This is a genomic window from Streptomyces sp. NPDC059037 (genome assembly GCF_042740015.1).
Classification (GTDB): domain Bacteria; phylum Actinomycetota; class Actinomycetes; order Streptomycetales; family Streptomycetaceae; genus Streptomyces.
Genome location: NZ_JBHYIG010000045.1, coordinates 23,726 through 40,917, shown reverse-complemented (window position 1 = coordinate 40,917; position 17,192 = coordinate 23,726). Strand labels below are relative to the sequence as shown.

Here is a 17,192-nt window from a genome sequence, read left to right as displayed (position 1 = left end):
CCTTGATCGTCAAACCGCACGGGGCCCCGCCCCCAATAGGGGTGCGGGGGACCGCCCCCCTTTTGGTTCGGGGGACCGCCCCCCGAACACCCCAGGGATAGCCATGGAACTACCCCAAGAGGTGGCCGAGGTTGTCGTTCAACCTCAGGTGGTTGGGGCTTCCGGACCTCAAAAGATCGACTCCGCCCAAGAGCAACCCCGAGCCGATCCGGCCGACGACGACGAGCAGCCCGCCGACTTCACACGCTGCGCCCGCTGCCACGAACGCATGATCCGCAGACCGGGCCGCGACACCCACACCCACTGCGAACCCCTCACCGACGCAGAGAGGACCGCATCGTGACGCCCCTGGAGCGCCTCTACGCCGAGCAATGGCCCACCGGCACGTTCGGCCACGCACAACCCGCCCCGAAACCCCCAGCACGCCCCATACGCCCCTGGAGCCCCGAAGAACAGGCCGAGCACGTCGCCCAACTCGCCGCAGCACTCGACGAGACCGAGAGCCGCGGCACCGGACAACCCGAATGCCACCTACACGCAGTCGACGCCGCCTGACCGCCGCGCACTCGGTTCCGGCCGGCCTCGCGCACACGAACCCAACGGAGATCACCGTGACCAAGCCCCTGCCCCACGACCCGTACATCACCGCTGTCGTCGAGACGCTCACCGCCGCAGGCCTGGAGCCCACCGAACACTGGACGTCCGACGCCGAGCTCGACCGCTTCCGCGACGACGAGTACGCCGGTGTCGCCGTGATGCTCGACGCCTGCCTCGTCTGGACCGGCGATCACCCTGCGGTCACCGATGCGGCGGCCCCGGACGGCCTCGTTCTCGTGTGGGAGCACCCGGCCGAGCAGTGGCAGTGGGCGCACAGCGAAGCGAACGGCCGCCTGGAGCGTGAGCCCGAGTTCCTCCCGCTGCACCGGTGGGCCGATCCGGCCGCGGTGGTCGACGTGGTGCGCATCCTGCTCGCCGGGCTTCCCGTCCCCGGTGGCGAAGAGCCCCGGCTGTGGCTGCACTTCGTCGGCGCCCGCGCAGCCGTCGATGCGTGGGCCGCGGCCGAGATCAGCGAGTGACCACCCACCCGACCATCCACCACGACCACGGAGTTGACCATGACCGCTGAACTTCCCACCCGCTTCCACCTCCAACGCCACCGCGACGTCTCCGGCATATCCGGGACCGGCATCGTCGCCCTCGGTGTCCGCTGGCCCGACGGGACGGCCTCCGTCCGCTGGCTCGGCGCCCGGCCGTCCATCGTGTTCTGGGACTCGATGGCCGATGCGGAGGCCGTGCACGGGCATGCGGGCGCCACCGAGATCGTGTGGGACCAGGAGCAGCCATCTGCATCCGTCCTCGGCGAGATCGCCGCTGAACGCGTCCGCCAAGACGCCAAGTTCGGCGAGCAGAACCACCCCGACGGCACCGGCACCGTGGAGCAGCAGAAGTACGCCGAGTCGGCCCGCCGCTGGTGCCAGACCGCGTTCGGATCGGGCTACGGCACATGGTCCGACGTGCTCGCCGAGGAGGTCGCCGAGGCCAACGCCGAGCGCGACCCGGCAAAGCTGCGCGCCGAACTCGTCCAAGTCGCCGCCGTCGCCGCGGCATGGATCGAAGCCATCGACCGACGCACCGGCAGACAGCCGTGACCCTCGTCATCGCGTACGTCGTCCTCGTCATGGCGGCCGCCGGCCTCCCCCTCGCCCACTGGACTCAACTCCCGCCCTGGAGACGCTCATGACCCGCCTCGCCCGCGCGCTGTGCAGCCTCCACGGCGCCGTACTCGCGTGGCTGGCCTACTGCGCCATGCAGTCCGCCCGCAACGGCGCCACATGGGCCGTGCTGCTGTTCGCTGCGGCCTCCCTGATGACCGTGATCGCGGTCATCCGCGAGACCGAACTCACGGACGAGCGGCGTACCGCCGCAGTCCGCGCCGAACGCGTCGCCCGCCTCCGCGCGCACGCCGAGGAGGACGTCGCCGCCCTCGCGCGCATCGAGCTCGCCGCCGCGTGCTGCGAGCCCTGGTGGACATCCGCCGGCACCGACCACGACCCCGCATGTCCCAACTCGCAGAGGAGCAGCGCCGCATGAGCGAGCCCCGCAAGACCGCCGACACGATCACTGACGACCTCCTCGACGCCCTGTACGCGCACGCCGAGCAGGCCGACGCTGTCACCGCCGAAACGAAGCGTCTGATGGAGCGCCGCACGGCAACGCTCCGCGAGCGCGCAGTGCGGGCCGAGGCCGCCATCGAGCGCGTGCGCGCTCTGCACCTCAAGTACGAGGACAGCGAGCACTGCCAACACGACGGCGAGCAATGGCCATGCCCCACCCTGGCCGCCCTCGACGAGCCCACCACCTGAACACACGCGAGAGGGCGCCCTCACAGTCTCCCCAGACCAGGACGCCCCCTAGGTGCTGATCACCGTACCGCTTGAGCACCAGGAGCAACGATGACCACCACCGCCACCAACCTCCGCAGCATCGCCCTGCACTGGGCAGACCTCCACGAAGCTGTAGGCGCCCCCGCACAGCACGGCGCGTTCGGCCTCGGCCTCCGCGGCTACCTCGCCGCTCTCGACCAACTCGACGCCGAGCAGGCCGAGTACGAGCGCCACCAGGCCGCACACCTCCGCTCCCTCGAGCGCTCCATCGACCAGCTCGGCGAGCGCCCCGCCCCCATACGGTTGTCCATCCTCGACACCATGCACACGGTGGAAGCGGCCCTCGTCGACTGCGCAGACCAGACAGCCGCCGCCGTGCAGCGCTCCCCGATGGGCTACGCGCCGCGGTCGTGGCCGGCGGCCGACCGGGCGCGCCGCGACCAACTCGCCCGCGCCGACGCGCTCGACCCGCGACGGTGGCGCTACCGCGGCCACCGCACGGCCCCGTACGCCGCTCTGTGGCTCCTGGGGCGAGTGCAGCACGCGGGAGGCCCGTTCACCGCCCTGAGCGAGGCGCAGCGTGCCCACATCGGAACCGTCGCGGCAGGCGCAGCCGAGCGCGTCGAGCGGGCCCTCGACATCGCGGCGCAGCGCCGCACCCTGGAGCAGCGCCATGATTGCGGCGGTGCAATCGACATCCACGGCGGCGAGGGACGGGCCCCGCTCGCGCACTGCACAGGGTGTGGGCGGATCTGGACGGAGAACGGGACGGTCGCGGCGTGAGCGAGCCGCCTGCTCCAGGTCGGTGGCGGGCGTGCCCAATAGCTCTACCCGCCCCGGGTATTTCCCGGACGGAATTTCGGGCTCTCTGGTTGTGCGGTCACGGGCATCTTTTTAGGTGACATGTCGCACCCTATTGACACCCTGAATGCGGTTGATCTTGCTCTCAATTAATGCGTAACGTACTTCCCAAGCGGAACTCGACCATCCGCTTTGAAAGTTAAATCAGGGGAACACATGCGCATACGTAAGGCTTCAGCCATCGGGGCGACCGCTCTGGTGGCGCTCTCTGGAATTGCAATGGCGCCCGCGGCGCACGCCAAGGGAAGCTCCATCAGCACCAAGGTTTATAAGTTCTACCCGGGCGGGGGTGCGGGGACTACCCGAACTGGAGAGATTGACTTCACCGTGACCACCGTTACCAAGGGTAGCGGGGCTATTGAACGCGTCACGGGCTCACTCTCCGGGCACAACAATGTCCAGGGGCAGGCGCTCGGAATCAAGATGGACTTCACGCAGCCGTACGTCGTCGCTGGTGACAGCAACCGGCAGCACCTCCGCGGCAAGGTGGTCCTCCAGTCATGCCTCGCCAAGCACCTCCCCGTCTGCGGCCCCTCCTCGACGGTAACCTTCGATGCTATCGTGAATCGGTACGGCCCGCAGAGTCCGGCAAAGGCCAAGTCTTCCAACACGAAGCTGTGGCCGATCTATAAGACCAAGTAGGGGCTTTTGAGGTGAATGCAGTGCAGCCGAGGAACATTTGGCCAAGTCTTTCGGGTGTGATTTTGGGTCTGCTTCTCATGGCGGTCGGCGTTGGGTACATCGCCGAGGAACCGCAGAAGTCGTCTTGGATTATCGCACTTGGCGTTGCGTTGCTCGTTGCGGGTGCATTTATCTTTCGGAAGTTCCTTCGGAAGATGCGAGACTTCCGCAACGCGCCTTGACGCCCCACGTACATGTATGACTGAGCCCGGCGACATATCGCCGGGCCCAGTCATGCTCGGCCTGCTTCGGGGAGTTGGTCTCACAGCAGGTGACTGCCCCCAGACATCTGATCTGCTGCCTGGTCAGCCGGTCCAGCCCACGTCGAGCACCGTGACGACATCGCCCGACACGCTGCACGTGACCCAGCTCGATGCCCCGAACGCCACGACCGCCCCGGTCGGCTGAGCATCCGGGGCGTCGGCCACGGAGTCGATGAGCGCGAGCAGCTCCCCGTGCACGTCATCCGGCAGCGCCCACAGTGCTTCGTCGGCCGCGCGTGCAAGATCCACCCTGCCCATAACGCCCCCTTGTGATCCACAGGAGCAGCACGGTACGGCCGATCGCCGGAGAGCGTGTGTGCCTGTGGATATCCCGATCTCGGAGACGGCGCCCGCTGAGACAGTCAGAATCCCCGAGATGGATGCAGGAATTGCAGGGCTCGTCGGTGCACTCTGCGGCGGCGTCATCGGCGCTGGCGGCGCCTGGGGGGCCGCCGTCATCGCCCTTAGAGGTGCTCGCTACCAGGCCGACAAGCAAGCCCGAAGCGCTCAGGAGCAATGGCTGCGACAGCTCCGCATTGACACTTACGCCCAGTTCGTCCGTGCCGCGCGGAGCGCCGCAGATCACGAGATGATGCTCTGGCTGTTAGGCGGCGCCGACTTGCCACGCCTGCACAGAGAGGTGGAACGCAACGGGGAACACCACGCTGCGTTAGCCAAGGCCGCGGCAGATCTGGAACTCATCGCCCCACGTGCCGCTTTGGAACTCGCCCAGCAACTCGTCACGACCATCAACATGCGTCTTGGAGTGGCAAAGCTCTGGGTGGAGGAGCACCCCAACGAACCCTACGAGACAGAACCGCCCCAGTTCGAACGCGAACGCGTGATCAGGAGCTTCGTCGCCGTAGCCCGGTTAGACCTCCAGGGGATCGGGGCCAATGTCTGGGTGAACTGAAAGAGCAAATACCCTTCCCCAAGTGCCAACCGCGACGCCTATGCCGCCTCGTAATGGTGCGCCCGCCCACCGCGCCAAAGCACCCACGCCGGATCGTCGAGCAACCCCTCCGCGTCCGGCAGCCCGGCGCGCCGCAGGAACTCGATGACGTCCGCGTCGGAGTGCGCGAGGCCGAGGATCTCCCCGCGCGCCGTCACCCGCCGGCCACCCGTACCGGACGGCGGATGAACGACTATCGGGGCGCTGCCCATGCCTCCAGCGTGCGCCGGGTCGCTCACTCCAGCACGCCGAGCTCAGTGTCGGGTCGGCAGTGCGGGCAGGCGTCGACGTGCTCGTACAGGGCGCGGCGCGCCTCGTCCTGAGTGACGCCGCGGCTGCGTTTGCCTGCCATGTGGCATCCGCCAACGTGGACATACACCGGGGCGCGTCCGCCGAGGCCCTGCTCGATGAGCCAGTCCGGGGCGGGCGGTCGGGCCTGCTCGGCTCGGCGTCGCGACGCTCCGCAGCCTCGATCGCCTCGTCGAGTCGGTCGACCCACATGGCGTGCCAGGTCCGCAGCGTGCGGAGGCGTGGCAGGTCCGGCGGCAAGTCGTTCACATGTTCGAGTCTAAGCCTCTGGCCTGCGGTAATCCCGCCGGATCATGCATACCTCGTCGAGCCAGCGCCGCCATGCCGGACTTCACCTGGGCACGGCCGCACGAAGAGGGCATTTGCGCGGCCGTCCGGGAGCAGTGGCGATCGGCGAGCTCACCCCAACTCGGCTAGCGCGGTTGCAGGTCTGCTCGCCACAGCCTTCCACCCCTACCGTCGACAAATGACGTGGTTACCCCTCTTCGGAACTCTTCTAGGTGCCGCCATCGCACTCAGCTCAGCCCTGCTCGTCGAGCGCTACCGAGAGCGCAGGGAAAACCGCGCCGAACGCCGCAAAACAAAGCACGAGGTGTACGCGCGCTACCTCACCGCCCATGCCGACATCCGCACGCAACTACGGGTCCTCTCCGTGGCCTCGAGCCTGACCGACGAAGAACGCGGGTACAGGGCATTCACTGCGTACGCCGTCTGCTACGCACCGCGCTACGAGCTCGCAGTGTTGGCCCCTCGGCAGGTGCTGACGCCAGCCAGGGCCTTTGACCGATGCGCTCGGGAGCTGCGAGACCTCGTCATTGAAGGCTCCAACATCCATACCCAAGGCGGGCAGCGCATGCAGGAGTACCTCGACGCACTGAAAGTCGTACAAACGGCGATGCGAACCGATCTGGGCGCAGACGAGGACACCGAATGAGGCCCACTACTCGACCGGGTCCTCCTCGGAGTGCCGGACAGCCTTCTTCACGGCCATCTCGACCTCGTGCCGCGGCTGGCCCGTCTCCGCGGCGCGCGCTGTGACGGCGGCCTGGAACTCCTCGGCCGCAGCCGCCCACGCGCGCCACTGCGCGGCGTACTCCTCGCCGTCGAGACCCGCGAGCGCGGCCCGCGCCTCCTCGGAGGATCGTTCCAGCATGATCAATTCGTCTGGGATGTCAGCCACGAACGGATCTTAGGCGGGCAGCAGAAGGCCCCTGCCTCGACCCGCGAGGCAGGGGCTCATGACGCACAGCGGACTCACTCGTCGCTACCAGACCCGGACAGCATCCCTCAGCGCGGTATGCGCATCCCGACTTCGCTCGCGGCCGGCCGCAAGCGCAGCTTCGACATCCTCACTGAAACGCTGCTCGCGAACAGGGCCGAGGGGGATGTCGCTCAGGTCGATGGCCGACCATGCTGCCTCTACCGCAGCGTCGGTGAGCGCGGGGTCGGTCGTCGCCAGCGCGAGGCGGTCGAAGGCCTTTGTGACAGCCGAGCGGGCGCGCATGGCGTCGGCCCGCCCTTCCCGCGTCAGGGGCTCGCCGTCGCGCAGGTCAGCGATCTGGATCCAGTAGAGCTCCCGGAACGCTAGGGCTGCGGCGAGGAGGTCGCTGGCAGCATCCGAGACGCGCTGGCGATGTTCGGCGGCGCGGGCGCGGCGGTCCGTCCAGTGGACGGTGAGGCTGGCCAGGGCGGTGCCAGCGAGGGTGCCGAGTACGGCGATCAGCGTGGACCACATGGGCCTCTCCTTCGGGAAGGGCGCACCGCGGGCACGAGGCTGTCCACCGCTACGCCTCCGAGGTCGGTTTCTTCAGGTCCGTGCGCTGCCCCTGCCGCGACTTCCTGCTGGCGAAGTACGGGCGCGCCTTGCGGTAATCGACCGCGCTCGACCGGCCGATCTGGACCACGGGCGGGAAGGCGGCGTCCTCCCGCGAGAGCTGGGAGATCCGCTGGTGCGTGATCCGCTCGACGACACCTTCACTGACCAGCCGTCGGGCCAACTCTCGGAACGACACCATGTCCGGCCCTCCCTCTTCGTTGGCCATGGGGCACCATCCTCTCGACTTCATTGCCATATGGCAAGGAAGTCGCTAGCGTTGTACGCGGTAACGGGAAAACCCCTCGGCCCATGTGGCGTTGGAGCGCCGGGCCAAGGGGTGGACCCTCTCTGACTGCGACGAAAGAGCAGGTCCGCCATGGAGCGTACCCAGCCGCCCGACCCCACAGAAGCGGCCCGCGTCGCCGAGCTCCAGGCCGACGCCGCCTCTGACTATGTCGAGGCCGAGGAGCGCCGCGACGCGCAGCACCACCGCGACGACGTGCACCCGTTCGACGGAGGCGCCCGGTGAAGACACGCACCGTCCGCCGCAAGGCCCTCGTCCCACACACCGTTGACGGGGAAACCGAGCTCGTCCTCGACGAGTACGACGTCGAGGTGCCCCTCCCGCCTCGCGACTGGGACAGCCTCGTTCGCCGCGGCATCACCGTCCTCGCCTGTGTGCTCGTCACGGTCTCGTTGATCTGGACGACCGCGAGCATCGGCGACCTGCTGTCCCTGGCCGTCATCGCTGCCGTCGCGTACGGCGCAGGGGTCGCCTTCGATGCCGCGTGGATCCTGTGCATGGCCGTCGAGTGGCTGCTGCGCTACGACCCCGATCGCGCGGCGCTGCCCCGTCGGGCCGGGCACATGGCGCTCCTGGTGTCCATGGCTGCCGTGTACGCCCATGGGCAGCTCACCGGGGAGTGGGTGGTCGGCGCGGCCGGTGCCGCCGTCTCGTTGCTCGCCAAGGGTGGTTGGACGATCGCCATGCGCGCCCACGCCCGCCCGCTCGACCCGCGCACCGCACAGTGGGTCGCCAAGCGCCGCGCCGCGGTAGACGGCAAACTCGCCATGATCCCCGTACGTCGCGAGCTCGTGCGCGGGGAGGCCCTCGTCGAGGCCGAGCGGCAGGCGCGGACCGCAGAATCCGGCGGATCCGCGGATCCGGACCGTCCGGAGGAATCCGCGGACCGTCCGGATCCGTCCGGCGCAGGAGGCGGCCGCCGCTCCCTGACCACGAAGGACGCAGTCCGGATCGTGTGGGATCGCGGAATCCGCGAGACGGATCCGGCCGTCCGCGAGATCGCCAAGCTCGTCGGCCGCCCCGTCTCCCCCGACACCGTGGATCGCTACCTCCGAGAGCTCCGGGCGGCGTGATGCTCCTCGCCCTGATCATCTTCCCGATGCTCGCGATCCTCGCCCTACTCGGGCTCATCGCCTGCGCCCCCGAACACGACCTCGGCCGCTACGTCCTGCCCGCCGTACGCACCGTCGCCCTACTCGCCGCCGCCACCGTGTTCGTCACGGCCCTCTGGAGCCACTCATGACCTACGTGACGTTCGGCGGTGTCACCGTCGGCATCTGCATCCTCATCACCACCCTCATCCGATGGTGGCCCGGCTCCAAAACCCTCCGCAGCGACCCCCTGCGGCAGGCCGGCGGACTCCTGCCGTTCCTCATGGCCTGGGCCTACGGCGTTCTGGTCACCCTCGGCGTCGGCGGCCTCATCGGCTGGATTGCCGACACCGCCCTGTGGATCACGAACTGGCTCGGCGACGCGGCGCTGATCTGGGGCGTGGGAGGCCAGTCAGGGCAGCGCTTGTCCGGCGCCAACTACATCCCTCTCACACAGGCTGGCGGCGGCGTTGTGCTCATCCTCACCGTCGCGATCATCGTCACCGTCAAGAAGTCGGACAAGTACGGCCGCGACTTGAAGATGGGCGCCTGGTGCGGCATCTGCCTCGGCACCAGCGCGGGCGTGGCCGGACTCGCTGCCGTCCCGATCGCGCAAGCCGCGAACTGGCTTGGTGACACCGGATATGGGGCCGTGCGATGAGCGACGACGCCACGACACAGAGGACCGAGGCCGAGGCCGGGCCGGACGAGGCGCCGCCTAGCCGGATCGCTGGAGCCCTGGTGACGCTCGTCCTCGCGGGGGTCGCGGTGCTCGTCTTGCGGTTGATCGTGACGGCGTTCCCGTACGCCGCGTACTTCGTGGCCGGGGTCATCACCTGCACGGTGTGGCAGCGGGCCCGCGCGTGGCTCGCGAAGCGGCGGAGTGGCGACGTCGAGGAGTCCGCGGAGGAGGAGTTGCCGGATGTCGGCGAGGCGCTCCGCACGCTCGGCGAGGGCGGCAATCACGTGCTGCTGACCGCGCTCCGGAAGGAGCTCGGCGTGGCTGACACGAAGGCTGTGCGCGCGCTCCTGAAGGCGGAGAAGATCCGCGTCCGCTCCGGTGTGCGCACCCCCGCGGGCAATGGTCCGGGCGTACATCACGAGGACATCCCGCCCGCTCCCCCCGAGCCGAACGAGGAGCACGGCGAGGGTTGTTGTTGCAGGTCAGCCAACAACACCAACGCCAACAACGACGAGGCGGACCCCTCTCAGAAGGGGGTGAGTGTAGAGGCCATCGGACAAGCCGGGACGCTGATCCGCGACCCCGCAGAGACCCAGCAGCGCCGAACGCAGCTCACGACGGGGGGCCTCGTAGACCGGTTCTTCGACGCCGCCGAGGAGGCGCACCAGAAGAAGACCGGCAAGAGCTGACCACCCATAAGCCCCGGAGCGGTCGCCCGCCTGGCAGCAGACCGACCGCCCCGGTTTCCCATCCCGATCACACGAGACAGGAGCACCACCATGGCACGAGACACCGCCGGTCCCGAGACCCAAGCCCTGCGCGCGATGACAGACGGCCTCTCCAGCAACCCCGCCGACTGGACGTCCGAGGAACGCGGAGCATTCACCCAGCAGTCCGACGCAGCCATGCGTGAGCAGTCGGAGGCCGAGACCCGGCAGTTGGGGCGCGGGCACTGATCTAGGAGCACACTGAACATGAGGCCCCGCCGCGCATCCCCCGTCGCGGCGGGGCCTCCCCACGTCCGGTAGTTGCAAGTAGCAATGATCCATCGCACACTGATCAGCAGCCCTGGCATGCCCAGAACCCGAAGGCCCCGTTTCCGCGGGGCCTTTCGCATTCCCGGCCACCCTCGCACCGACTCGCTCGCCACCAGCGCACGCGACCTAGCGGAAGGCCCACCATGCCCGACTGGACCCTGCACACCGGAGACGCCCTCACTACACTCCCCGGCCTCAACACCCCCGTGGATGCGGTCATCTGTGACCCTCCGTACAACAGCGGCGGCCGCACCATGAGCGAACGCACCAGCCGCACCGCTCGCGAGAAGTACCTCACCGAAGGCGGCCGGAATCACGGCTTTGACCTCGGCGACTTCACCGGCGAGAACCGCGATCAGCGCTCCTACACGGCCTGGCTGTCCCTGATCCTCGCCGAGTGCCACCGCCTCACCAGACCCGGCGGCGCCGCCCTCATCTTCGCCGATTGGCGCCAACTCCCCGCCACCACCGACGCTCTGCAGGCCGCCGGCTACACCTGGCGCGGCATCGCCGTCTGGCAGAAGCCCATCGCCCGCCCTCAGCCCGGCCGCTTCAGGCAGGATTCCGAGTTCATCGTCTGGGGCAGCAACGGTGCCATGGTCCCCGGCAACGACCCGGTGTACCTGCCCGGTCACTTCACCGGCAGCCAGCCCCGCGGCAACCAACGAAGGCACGTCACGCAGAAGCCGGTTGGGGTCATGCAACAGCTGGTCCGCATCGTGCCACGCGGCGGAACCGTCCTCGACCCGTTCGCCGGGTCGGGCACCACTGGCGCCGCGGCCCTCCTCGAGGGGCGCGGCTTCATCGGCATCGAGCAGTCCGCACAGTACGCCGAGATCGCCCGTTCGCGGCTCACAGAGGGAGCGGCTGCCTGACAGGCGGCGTCGTGTCCCGCCGCGCATCGGCGTCACTACCCAGGCAGTTGCACTCCGGCCGATCATGTCCCACACTGGGCCGCAGATCCGGCATGCCCGGAAACAACAGGCCCGCCTAGGGCCTGTCTGACAATTCCCGTCGGATCATCGAGCGTCCGCCGAGCTGGCAGTCCGGAGGTGCGCCGACACCTGGCGGGTATTGCCGGGCAGGGCCTACGAACGGCGGGCCAGCAGGTGGGCGTCGAGGAAGCCCCGTTCGGAGGCCGGATCGTGGAGCAGCCGGGCGAAGGGAACGAGTCCGGCATCGGCCAGCAGTTCAGCGAGGCGATCCGCCGGCCAGCTGTAAGCAGGCGCCACCTTGTGGTCGAACCGGACCGGTTCTTGTTCGTCGGTCCCGAAGAAGGAGACCAGGAGCAGGCCATCCGGCGCCAGGACGCGTGCCTGCTCGGCGAGCAGCTCCGGCAGTTCTCCCGGAGGGGTGTGGATCATCGAGTAGTGGGCCAGTACGCCGCCGAGCGCGGCGTCCTCGATCGGCAGGGATTCCATCCGCGCCTCCTGGAAGCGCAGCGCCGGATGGGCCTGCCGGGCGTGGTCGATCATGCCGGGGGCGAGGTCGAGTCCGAAGGCGTCCAGGCCCAGTTCGTGCAGCATGGCCGTCAGATGTCCGGGCCCGCACCCGACGTCCGCTGCCCGCGGGTTGCCCGTCGCGCGCACCAGTTCGGCGAAGGTGCCGATCATGGTCCGGGAGAAAGGCTGTGTCTCCAGCCGGTTTGCGAACAGCGATGCGTACAGCTCGACGACTCCGTCGTAGGCCGCCCTGGTCTCGTCCTGATGATTCACCACGGGCAGGACTCTATAGCCGGTCTGATAATTGATCTTGTGGCAGGTCGAGGTGAGTTGACGGATGCGGCATGGGGGCGGATAGAGCCCCTTTTGCCCCAGGTGGACGGACGGGGCCGTCCGTGGCGTGATCACCGGCAGGTGGTCCACGGCGTGCTGTGGCGGCTACGGACCGGGGCTCCTTGGCGCGACCTGCCCGAGCGGTATGGGCCGTGGCAGACCGTCTACGAGCGGTTCGCCCGCTGGGAGGCCGATGGCACGTGGGCGAAGCTGCTGGAGCACGTCCAGGTCCATGATGACGCGGGGGGCCGGGTGGAGTGGATCGTCGCCGTTGACTCCACGATCAACCGGGCCCACCAGCACGCCGCGGGCGCCCGTAAAAGGGGGACGCAGACAGGGACGAACTGGAAGATCCGGGCCGCTCGCAGGCGCATCAGGCACTCGGTCGGTCCCGGGGCGGGCTGACCACCAAGGTCCATCTCGCCGTCGACGGCCGGGGACTGCCGCTGTCGATCGTGCTCACACCCGGAAACGTCAACGACGCCACCGCGTTCGCCGATGTCCTCGACGGGGTCCGCACCCCGCGCGTCGGCACGGGCCGCCCGCGCACGACACCGGACCGTGTGCTGGGTGACAAGGCCTACTCCAGCAGGGCCATCCGTCATCTGCTGAGGCGTCGGGGCATCGCCGCCACGATCCCCGAGCGCCGCGACCAGGTGCAACCGTCGACGCAGGGGGCGCTTCGGTGGCCGGCCCCCCGCCTTTGACAGGGAGATCTATCGCGACCGCAACGTGGTCGAACGATGCTTCGCTCGCCTCAAGCAGTTCCGTGCGATCGCAACCAGGTTCGACAAGCTCGCGGACCGCTACCGCGCGGGAGTCGTCCTGGCCTCCCTGATCCTCTGGCTCCGTTAAGCGGCCAGGTGATCATTTGTCAGACAGGCTCTAGTGCGGGCCATTTTCGCTCCAGTCGCTAGAGGCCACTGTGCGTGTCAGGATGCCGATAGGGGCAATCGAGGCGACGGCATGATTGAAGTCAGCGGCAAGGGCGGACAGATTCAGTTCGACGGCGAGTACGTCACCGTCTCCCGCAAGGGATTCATCGCGCGGACGACCCATGGCAAGGGTGAGAAGCGACTCCACGTCTCACAGATCTCCGCCGTCCAGTGGAAGCCCGCCGGCCCTCTGGTGAACGGGTTCATTCAGTTCACTGTTCCCGGCGGGATCGAGCGACGCGGGCAGTTCGGTAGCCAGTCGATGAACGCGGCCCAAGATGAGAACTCCGTCATGTTCACGAAGAAGCAGCAGCCGGAGTTCGAGAAGCTGCGCGCGGCGATAGATGCCGCGATCACAGCCCAGCATGGGCCGCAACTGTTGACTGCTGCGCCCAGCTCGCTCGCCGACGAGCTGGCCAAGCTCGCACAGCTTCGGGACCAAGGGGTTCTGAGCTCTGAGGAGTTCGAGCGGCAGAAGGCAAAGCTCCTAGGTCACTAGCCCACCCCGCATCAACCCGGCCCAACCGTAGGTGGCCGGGTCTTCACATGCCCGGAGGTGTCCGTGCCCAACCAATACGGCAACCCGGTCACCGACAAGGACCGCGAGGCAGTCCGCCGCCTCCACGCGCAAGGCCTCGGCCGCAACGCCATCGCACGCGAGATCGGCCGCGCCACACGCACCGTGAGCGTCCTCGCCGCGGAGATGCACCTCACCTTCGACACCACGCTGACCGAGGACGCCACCCGCTCCCGGATCGCCCAACTCGCCGAGAAGCGCGCCATCCTCGCCGACGCCCTCACCGACGACGCCCTCCGCCTCACCGAACAACTGTGGGCGCCGGCCGTTGTGTTCAGCTTCGGCGGCAAGGACAACACCTACGCCGAGCGGCACGTCGCCGAGCCGCCCGCGCACGACAAGAAGGCGCTCATGTCCGCCGCCGCCACGGCGGCCGCGCAGTCCCTGCGCCTCGTTCCGCCGACAGACGACTCCGGGGCAGAGGACGCCCGATCGATGCTCGGCAAGCTGTTCCAGGGGCTCGCGGAGGTGGTCAAGGAGGGCGAGGCGGAGCAGCGCGAGGAGGCGGAAGGTGAGTCTCCTTGATGCGCTGCCGCTGTCTCGCAAGCAGATCGTTTCGATCGTCCAGGCCGAGGCGCGTATCAACGTGTGGGAGGGCTCGGTTCGGTCCGGCAAGACCATCGCGTCTCTGTTGCGCTGGCTGATCTACGTGGCGGACGCCCCGCGTGGCGGCGAGTTGGTCATGGTCGGGCGGACGCGGGACTCGCTGTTCCGGAACATCATCGGTCCGCTGATGAACCCCGACCTGTTCGGGCCGCTTGCTCAGCTGGTGTCGTACAACAACGGCGCGCCGATCGCGTACATCCTGGGCCGCCCGGTGCACGTCATCGGCGCGAACGACGCCAAGGCCGAGCCGAAGGTGCGCGGCATGACCTGCGCGGGCGCCTACGTGGATGAACTCACCACGCTGCCCCGGACGTTCTTTGATCAGCTGGTGGCGCGTTGCTCGGTCAAGGGCTCCAAGATCTTCTCGACAACGAACCCCGACAACCCCGGCCACTGGGTCCGCCGCGAGTACCTCAAGCGGGCCGAGGCCGTACGCCTGCGCTCTTGGCACTTCGTCCTCGACGACAACCCGTACTTGGACCCGGACTACGTCGCCGCCCTCAAGGCCACCTACACCGGCCTGTTCTACCGGCGGAACATCCTGGGCCACTGGGTCCAGGCCGAGGGCGCCATCTACGACTCGTTCGACGAGGAGCGGCACGTCGTCACCGACGTCCCACACATCGCCCGCTGGCTGTGCGACGCCATCGACTACGGCACCACCAACCCCTACGCCGACCTCCTGCTCGGCCTCGGCGTCGACAACCGGCTCTATGTCACCTCCGAATACCGGTGGGACTCCCGCGCCGAGCGCCGCAAGATGACCGACGCCGAGTACAGCCATGCCCGCCGGCGCTGGCTCGCCTCCGTCGCGCAGCCGCAGACCAACGTCCTGGGTGTGCAGCCTGAATGGACCGTCGTCGACCCGTCGGCGGCCTCGTACATCGAGCAGCTGCACCGGGACGGCGTCTCGGGGGTGACCCCGGCAGAGAACACCGTCCTGGACGGCATCCGCACCGTTGGCTCCCTCTTCGCGGGCGACCGGCTACGCGTCCACGCCTCCGCGCGCGGACTGATCGAAGAGTTGCCCGGCTACTCCTGGGACGACGAGGCGGCCGAGAAGGGCGAGGACAAGCCCATCAAGCTCGATGACCACTCATGCGACGCACTCCGGTACGGCGTGCGCACGACCGAGGCCCTGTGGCGGCCACACATCCCGACTCTCCTGGAGGTGGCCGCGTGAAGGTCGAGGTGATCCTTCGAACCAAGGGCCAGCCCGAGGCCGTTGTGGGTGAGGCCGAGGGCGACACGTGGCCGGAGATACGCAGGGAGCTCCCGAAACTCATGCGCAACCTGGCTGACGAATTCGAGAACACGATGGACGACCAGGAGGTGCCCGATGTCGCTTCCGACGTCTGACACCCCGTGGCCGCCCACTGACACCGTCGTCCAGGCCGCGCTCGCCGACTGGGACGCCTGGTACTCCGCCGACCCCGACCGGCTCGAAAACCGCTACCAGGGCCGCGGCTACCGCGAGACCGTCGACCGGCCCGCGCAGTACCGCGGCGGCCTCGTCGGGAAGATGGCGCGCTGGTTCTGGGGCAACCCCACCTCGCCCGGTGAGAAGCGCACCAAGCTGCACGTGCCGCTCGCCGGGGACATCGCCCGCACGAGCAGCGAGCTGCTGTTCTCCGAGCCGCCCAAGCTGCTCAGCGAACACACGGCGACCCAGGCGCGGCTCGACGAGCTGATGGGCACCGGCCTCCAACCGACCCTGGTGGAGGCCGGCGAAGTCTGCGCAGCGCTCGGCGGCGCCTACCTGCGTGTGGTCTGGGACGAGGAAGTCTCGGATCGGCCCTGGATCGACACCGTGGCCGCGGACCGCGCGATCCCGGAGTTCGCGTACGGGCGGCTGCGCGCGGTCACCTTCTGGACCGTGGTCGAGGCCGACGACTCCCGCCGCGTCCTGCGGCACCTGGAGCGGCACGAGAAGGGCCGCATCCTCCACGGCCTGTACGAGGGCTCCCTCACCGCGCTCGGCCACCCGGTCCCGCTTACCGAGCACCCCTCAACGGCGGGGCTCGCCACCGAGGTGGACGCCGAGGGCGGTATCGACACCGGAGCCCCCGACCACCTCACCGCCGCGTACGTGCCCAACGTCCGCCCCGCGCGCGCCTGGAGGCACATCCCCACGGCCTCGTACTGGGGACAGTCCGACTACCAGGGCATCGAGGGCCTCATGGATGCCCTCGACGAGACGTACTCCTCGTGGATGCGGGATGTCCAGAACGGCAAGGGCCGCATCGTCGTCCCTCAGACGATGCTCGACTCCCTCGGGCCCGGTCAGGGCGCCGCATGGGACGAGGAACGCCGCATCTACACCGGCCTCAACATGCTCACGCGCCCTGGCGACCCCGACCCGCTGACCGTCGTGCAGTTCGAGATCCGCGTCCAGGAGCACCGCGACACCTGCGCCGAGCTCGTCGAGCAGGCCGTCCGGCAGGCCGGATACTCCGCCTCGACCTTCGGGGAGAGCGGCGACGGAGCCGCGGTCACTGCTACGGAGATCCGCGCCCGCGAGCGGCGCAGCATGAGCACCCGCGGGCGTAAGGCCCTCTACTGGGGGCCCGGCATCGGCGACATTGCCACGGCGCTCCTCGCCGTCGAGGCCGGGCCGCGTTTCCGCGTGCCTGGCCTTGACCTGGAGCCGCCGAAGGTGGAGTTCCAGGACTCCATCAGCGAGGGCTCCACCGAGCTCGCCACCACGGCCGAGCTGCTGCGCCGCGCCGATGCCGCCTCGGACGAGACGCTCGTGCAGCTGGTGCATCCCGACTGGGACGAGTCACAGGTGAAGGCCGAAGTTGACCGCCTTTCGAAGTCGAGGGAGGTGGCCGACCCGTTCCTGACCGGTGCGGAGGACCCGCTCGGCGGGCCGCCACCGCCGCCCGGTACGCCCGAGGAGGACGGGGAGGCGTAGGC

The 17,192-nt window shown here is 68.8% G+C and carries 29 protein-coding genes and 1 pseudogene; 23 read left to right on the top strand and 7 right to left on the bottom strand.

Going from position 1 to position 17,192, the window contains the following annotated elements:
- Nucleotides 1-339: 339 nt before the first annotated feature.
- The 8 genes from ACFWY6_RS12775 to ACFWY6_RS12740 all read left to right on the top strand — a co-directional run bounded on the left by ACFWY6_RS12775 (nt 340) and on the right by ACFWY6_RS12740 (nt 4,108).
- Entirely contained in the window at nt 340-555 is a 216-nt protein-coding gene (locus ACFWY6_RS12775; RefSeq protein ID WP_384688473.1) for a hypothetical protein, read from the top strand.
- A 56-nt stretch (nt 556-611) separates the two neighbouring features.
- Nucleotides 612-1,076 carry a hypothetical protein gene (locus tag ACFWY6_RS12770; protein WP_384688470.1) on the top strand — a complete coding sequence of 155 codons (465 nt, stop codon included), beginning with the start codon at nt 612-614 and terminating at the stop codon, nt 1,074-1,076.
- Between the two features lie 39 nt (nt 1,077-1,115).
- A complete protein-coding gene (locus ACFWY6_RS12765; RefSeq protein WP_384688468.1) occupies nt 1,116-1,649 on the top strand; it encodes a hypothetical protein in 534 nt (177 codons plus the stop codon).
- An 88-nt stretch (nt 1,650-1,737) separates the two neighbouring features.
- Nucleotides 1,738-2,091 carry a hypothetical protein gene (locus ACFWY6_RS12760; RefSeq protein WP_384688465.1) on the top strand — a complete coding sequence of 118 codons (354 nt, stop codon included), beginning with the start codon at nt 1,738-1,740 and terminating at the stop codon, nt 2,089-2,091.
- Nucleotides 2,088-2,363 carry a hypothetical protein gene (locus ACFWY6_RS12755; protein WP_384688462.1) on the top strand — a complete coding sequence of 92 codons (276 nt, stop codon included), beginning with the start codon at nt 2,088-2,090 and terminating at the stop codon, nt 2,361-2,363. The genes ACFWY6_RS12760 and ACFWY6_RS12755 overlap by 4 nt, the downstream gene beginning before the upstream one ends.
- A 90-nt stretch (nt 2,364-2,453) precedes the next feature.
- On the top strand, nt 2,454-3,167 hold the full coding sequence (locus tag ACFWY6_RS12750) for a hypothetical protein (RefSeq protein ID WP_384688460.1): 714 nt from the start codon (nt 2,454-2,456) through the stop codon (nt 3,165-3,167).
- Between the two features lie 234 nt (nt 3,168-3,401).
- Entirely contained in the window at nt 3,402-3,887 is a 486-nt protein-coding gene (locus ACFWY6_RS12745) for a hypothetical protein (RefSeq protein ID WP_384688457.1), read from the top strand.
- 77 nt (nt 3,888-3,964) lie between these two features.
- Nucleotides 3,965-4,108, top strand: a complete 144-nt coding sequence (locus tag ACFWY6_RS12740) for an LPXTG cell wall anchor domain-containing protein (protein WP_384688475.1) — start codon at nt 3,965-3,967, stop codon at nt 4,106-4,108.
- A 123-nt stretch (nt 4,109-4,231) separates the two neighbouring features.
- Here the strand turns inward: ACFWY6_RS12740 and ACFWY6_RS12735 are convergent, their stop codons facing one another.
- Complete coding sequence (locus ACFWY6_RS12735) at nt 4,232-4,438, bottom strand: hypothetical protein (RefSeq protein WP_384688454.1); 207 nt, start codon at nt 4,436-4,438, stop codon at nt 4,232-4,234.
- A gap of 127 nt (nt 4,439-4,565) precedes the next feature.
- Between ACFWY6_RS12735 and ACFWY6_RS12730 the strand changes: the two genes are divergently transcribed.
- A complete protein-coding gene (locus ACFWY6_RS12730) occupies nt 4,566-5,102 on the top strand; it encodes a hypothetical protein (protein ID WP_384688451.1) in 537 nt (178 codons plus the stop codon).
- A 38-nt stretch (nt 5,103-5,140) separates the two neighbouring features.
- On the opposite strand, the gene ACFWY6_RS12725 is transcribed toward ACFWY6_RS12730, so the two are convergent.
- Entirely contained in the window at nt 5,141-5,353 is a 213-nt protein-coding gene (locus ACFWY6_RS12725; protein WP_384688448.1) for a hypothetical protein, read from the bottom strand.
- Nucleotides 5,354-5,376: 23 nt separating this feature from the next.
- Entirely contained in the window at nt 5,377-5,520 is a 144-nt protein-coding gene (locus ACFWY6_RS12720) for a DUF6233 domain-containing protein (protein WP_384688445.1), read from the bottom strand.
- Between the two features lie 396 nt (nt 5,521-5,916).
- Between ACFWY6_RS12720 and ACFWY6_RS12715 the strand changes: the two genes are divergently transcribed.
- Nucleotides 5,917-6,384 carry a hypothetical protein gene (locus tag ACFWY6_RS12715; RefSeq protein ID WP_384688443.1) on the top strand — a complete coding sequence of 156 codons (468 nt, stop codon included), beginning with the start codon at nt 5,917-5,919 and terminating at the stop codon, nt 6,382-6,384.
- A 6-nt stretch (nt 6,385-6,390) separates the two neighbouring features.
- On the opposite strand, the gene ACFWY6_RS12710 is transcribed toward ACFWY6_RS12715, so the two are convergent.
- The 3 genes from ACFWY6_RS12710 to ACFWY6_RS12700 all read right to left on the bottom strand — a co-directional run bounded on the left by ACFWY6_RS12710 (nt 6,391) and on the right by ACFWY6_RS12700 (nt 7,492).
- Entirely contained in the window at nt 6,391-6,630 is a 240-nt protein-coding gene (locus ACFWY6_RS12710; RefSeq protein WP_384688440.1) for a hypothetical protein, read from the bottom strand.
- A gap of 84 nt (nt 6,631-6,714) precedes the next feature.
- Entirely contained in the window at nt 6,715-7,185 is a 471-nt protein-coding gene (locus ACFWY6_RS12705; protein ID WP_384688437.1) for a hypothetical protein, read from the bottom strand.
- A gap of 49 nt (nt 7,186-7,234) precedes the next feature.
- Complete coding sequence (locus ACFWY6_RS12700) at nt 7,235-7,492, bottom strand: hypothetical protein (protein WP_384688435.1); 258 nt, start codon at nt 7,490-7,492, stop codon at nt 7,235-7,237.
- Nucleotides 7,493-7,642: 150 nt separating this feature from the next.
- Between ACFWY6_RS12700 and ACFWY6_RS12695 the strand changes: the two genes are divergently transcribed.
- The 7 genes from ACFWY6_RS12695 to ACFWY6_RS12665 all read left to right on the top strand — a co-directional run bounded on the left by ACFWY6_RS12695 (nt 7,643) and on the right by ACFWY6_RS12665 (nt 11,255).
- Nucleotides 7,643-7,795, top strand: coding sequence for a hypothetical protein (locus tag ACFWY6_RS12695; protein ID WP_384688433.1), 153 nt, complete (start codon nt 7,643-7,645; stop codon nt 7,793-7,795).
- Nucleotides 7,792-8,643, top strand: a complete 852-nt coding sequence (locus tag ACFWY6_RS12690; RefSeq protein WP_384688430.1) for a protein transporter Sec31 — start codon at nt 7,792-7,794, stop codon at nt 8,641-8,643. Before ACFWY6_RS12695 ends, ACFWY6_RS12690 begins: the two co-directional genes overlap by 4 nt.
- The gene (locus ACFWY6_RS12685) at nt 8,643-8,813 is read left to right on the top strand and encodes a hypothetical protein (RefSeq protein WP_384688427.1); all 171 of its coding nucleotides are present in this window, start codon (nt 8,643-8,645) and stop codon (nt 8,811-8,813) included. Before ACFWY6_RS12690 ends, ACFWY6_RS12685 begins: the two co-directional genes overlap by 1 nt.
- Nucleotides 8,810-9,322, top strand: a complete 513-nt coding sequence (locus tag ACFWY6_RS12680) for a hypothetical protein (RefSeq protein ID WP_384688424.1) — start codon at nt 8,810-8,812, stop codon at nt 9,320-9,322. Before ACFWY6_RS12685 ends, ACFWY6_RS12680 begins: the two co-directional genes overlap by 4 nt.
- Nucleotides 9,319-10,032 carry a hypothetical protein gene (locus ACFWY6_RS12675; RefSeq protein ID WP_384688422.1) on the top strand — a complete coding sequence of 238 codons (714 nt, stop codon included), beginning with the start codon at nt 9,319-9,321 and terminating at the stop codon, nt 10,030-10,032. The genes ACFWY6_RS12680 and ACFWY6_RS12675 overlap by 4 nt, the downstream gene beginning before the upstream one ends.
- A gap of 90 nt (nt 10,033-10,122) precedes the next feature.
- A complete protein-coding gene (locus ACFWY6_RS12670; RefSeq protein WP_384688420.1) occupies nt 10,123-10,299 on the top strand; it encodes a hypothetical protein in 177 nt (58 codons plus the stop codon).
- 224 nt (nt 10,300-10,523) lie between these two features.
- Entirely contained in the window at nt 10,524-11,255 is a 732-nt protein-coding gene (locus ACFWY6_RS12665) for a DNA-methyltransferase (RefSeq protein ID WP_384688417.1), read from the top strand.
- A 213-nt stretch (nt 11,256-11,468) separates the two neighbouring features.
- Here ACFWY6_RS12665 and ACFWY6_RS12660 read toward each other — a convergent pair whose 3' ends face one another.
- On the bottom strand, nt 11,469-12,098 hold the full coding sequence (locus ACFWY6_RS12660; protein ID WP_097230586.1) for a class I SAM-dependent methyltransferase: 630 nt from the start codon (nt 12,096-12,098) through the stop codon (nt 11,469-11,471).
- Here ACFWY6_RS12660 and ACFWY6_RS12655 point away from each other — a divergent pair.
- From ACFWY6_RS12655 to ACFWY6_RS12630, 6 genes and pseudogenes are all read left to right on the top strand, one after another.
- A pseudogene (locus ACFWY6_RS12655) lies at nt 12,087-13,010 on the top strand (IS5 family transposase). The gene ACFWY6_RS12660 and the pseudogene ACFWY6_RS12655 sit on opposite strands and share 12 nt — an antisense overlap.
- A gap of 111 nt (nt 13,011-13,121) precedes the next feature.
- Entirely contained in the window at nt 13,122-13,589 is a 468-nt protein-coding gene (locus tag ACFWY6_RS12650; RefSeq protein ID WP_384688412.1) for a DUF4429 domain-containing protein, read from the top strand.
- A 63-nt stretch (nt 13,590-13,652) separates the two neighbouring features.
- Complete coding sequence (locus ACFWY6_RS12645; RefSeq protein ID WP_384688409.1) at nt 13,653-14,192, top strand: helix-turn-helix domain-containing protein; 540 nt, start codon at nt 13,653-13,655, stop codon at nt 14,190-14,192.
- On the top strand, nt 14,179-15,456 hold the full coding sequence (locus tag ACFWY6_RS12640) for a PBSX family phage terminase large subunit (protein WP_384688407.1): 1,278 nt from the start codon (nt 14,179-14,181) through the stop codon (nt 15,454-15,456). Before ACFWY6_RS12645 ends, ACFWY6_RS12640 begins: the two co-directional genes overlap by 14 nt.
- On the top strand, nt 15,453-15,632 hold the full coding sequence (locus ACFWY6_RS12635) for a hypothetical protein (protein ID WP_384688404.1): 180 nt from the start codon (nt 15,453-15,455) through the stop codon (nt 15,630-15,632). Before ACFWY6_RS12640 ends, ACFWY6_RS12635 begins: the two co-directional genes overlap by 4 nt.
- On the top strand, nt 15,613-17,190 hold the full coding sequence (locus tag ACFWY6_RS12630; RefSeq protein WP_384688401.1) for a phage portal protein: 1,578 nt from the start codon (nt 15,613-15,615) through the stop codon (nt 17,188-17,190). The genes ACFWY6_RS12635 and ACFWY6_RS12630 overlap by 20 nt, the downstream gene beginning before the upstream one ends.
- The last annotated feature ends 2 nt before the right edge of the window (nt 17,191-17,192 follow it).

Bases quoted from the DNA above. Each gene is read 5' to 3' on its own strand.
- ACFWY6_RS12760 (WP_384688465.1), top strand. From the start codon at position 1,738: ATGACCCGCCTCGCCCGCGCGCTGTGCAGCCTCCACGGCGCCGTACTC.
- ACFWY6_RS12765 (WP_384688468.1), top strand. From the start codon at position 1,116: ATGACCGCTGAACTTCCCACCCGCTTCCACCTCCAACGCCACCGCGAC.
- ACFWY6_RS12665 (WP_384688417.1), top strand. From the start codon at position 10,524: ATGCCCGACTGGACCCTGCACACCGGAGACGCCCTCACTACACTCCCC.
- ACFWY6_RS12695 (WP_384688433.1), top strand. From the start codon at position 7,643: ATGGAGCGTACCCAGCCGCCCGACCCCACAGAAGCGGCCCGCGTCGCC.
- ACFWY6_RS12730 (WP_384688451.1), top strand. From the start codon at position 4,566: ATGGATGCAGGAATTGCAGGGCTCGTCGGTGCACTCTGCGGCGGCGTC.
- ACFWY6_RS12725 (WP_384688448.1), bottom strand. From the start codon at position 5,353: ATGGGCAGCGCCCCGATAGTCGTTCATCCGCCGTCCGGTACGGGTGGC.
- ACFWY6_RS12750 (WP_384688460.1), top strand. From the start codon at position 2,454: ATGACCACCACCGCCACCAACCTCCGCAGCATCGCCCTGCACTGGGCA.
- ACFWY6_RS12685 (WP_384688427.1), top strand. From the start codon at position 8,643: ATGCTCCTCGCCCTGATCATCTTCCCGATGCTCGCGATCCTCGCCCTA.
- ACFWY6_RS12700 (WP_384688435.1), bottom strand. From the start codon at position 7,492: ATGGCCAACGAAGAGGGAGGGCCGGACATGGTGTCGTTCCGAGAGTTG.
- ACFWY6_RS12630 (WP_384688401.1), top strand. From the start codon at position 15,613: ATGTCGCTTCCGACGTCTGACACCCCGTGGCCGCCCACTGACACCGTC.
- ACFWY6_RS12705 (WP_384688437.1), bottom strand. From the start codon at position 7,185: ATGTGGTCCACGCTGATCGCCGTACTCGGCACCCTCGCTGGCACCGCC.
- ACFWY6_RS12670 (WP_384688420.1), top strand. From the start codon at position 10,123: ATGGCACGAGACACCGCCGGTCCCGAGACCCAAGCCCTGCGCGCGATG.
- ACFWY6_RS12715 (WP_384688443.1), top strand. From the start codon at position 5,917: ATGACGTGGTTACCCCTCTTCGGAACTCTTCTAGGTGCCGCCATCGCA.
- ACFWY6_RS12650 (WP_384688412.1), top strand. From the start codon at position 13,122: ATGATTGAAGTCAGCGGCAAGGGCGGACAGATTCAGTTCGACGGCGAG.
- ACFWY6_RS12675 (WP_384688422.1), top strand. From the start codon at position 9,319: ATGAGCGACGACGCCACGACACAGAGGACCGAGGCCGAGGCCGGGCCG.
- ACFWY6_RS12740 (WP_384688475.1), top strand. From the start codon at position 3,965: ATGGCGGTCGGCGTTGGGTACATCGCCGAGGAACCGCAGAAGTCGTCT.
- ACFWY6_RS12755 (WP_384688462.1), top strand. From the start codon at position 2,088: ATGAGCGAGCCCCGCAAGACCGCCGACACGATCACTGACGACCTCCTC.
- ACFWY6_RS12745 (WP_384688457.1), top strand. From the start codon at position 3,402: ATGCGCATACGTAAGGCTTCAGCCATCGGGGCGACCGCTCTGGTGGCG.
- ACFWY6_RS12680 (WP_384688424.1), top strand. From the start codon at position 8,810: ATGACCTACGTGACGTTCGGCGGTGTCACCGTCGGCATCTGCATCCTC.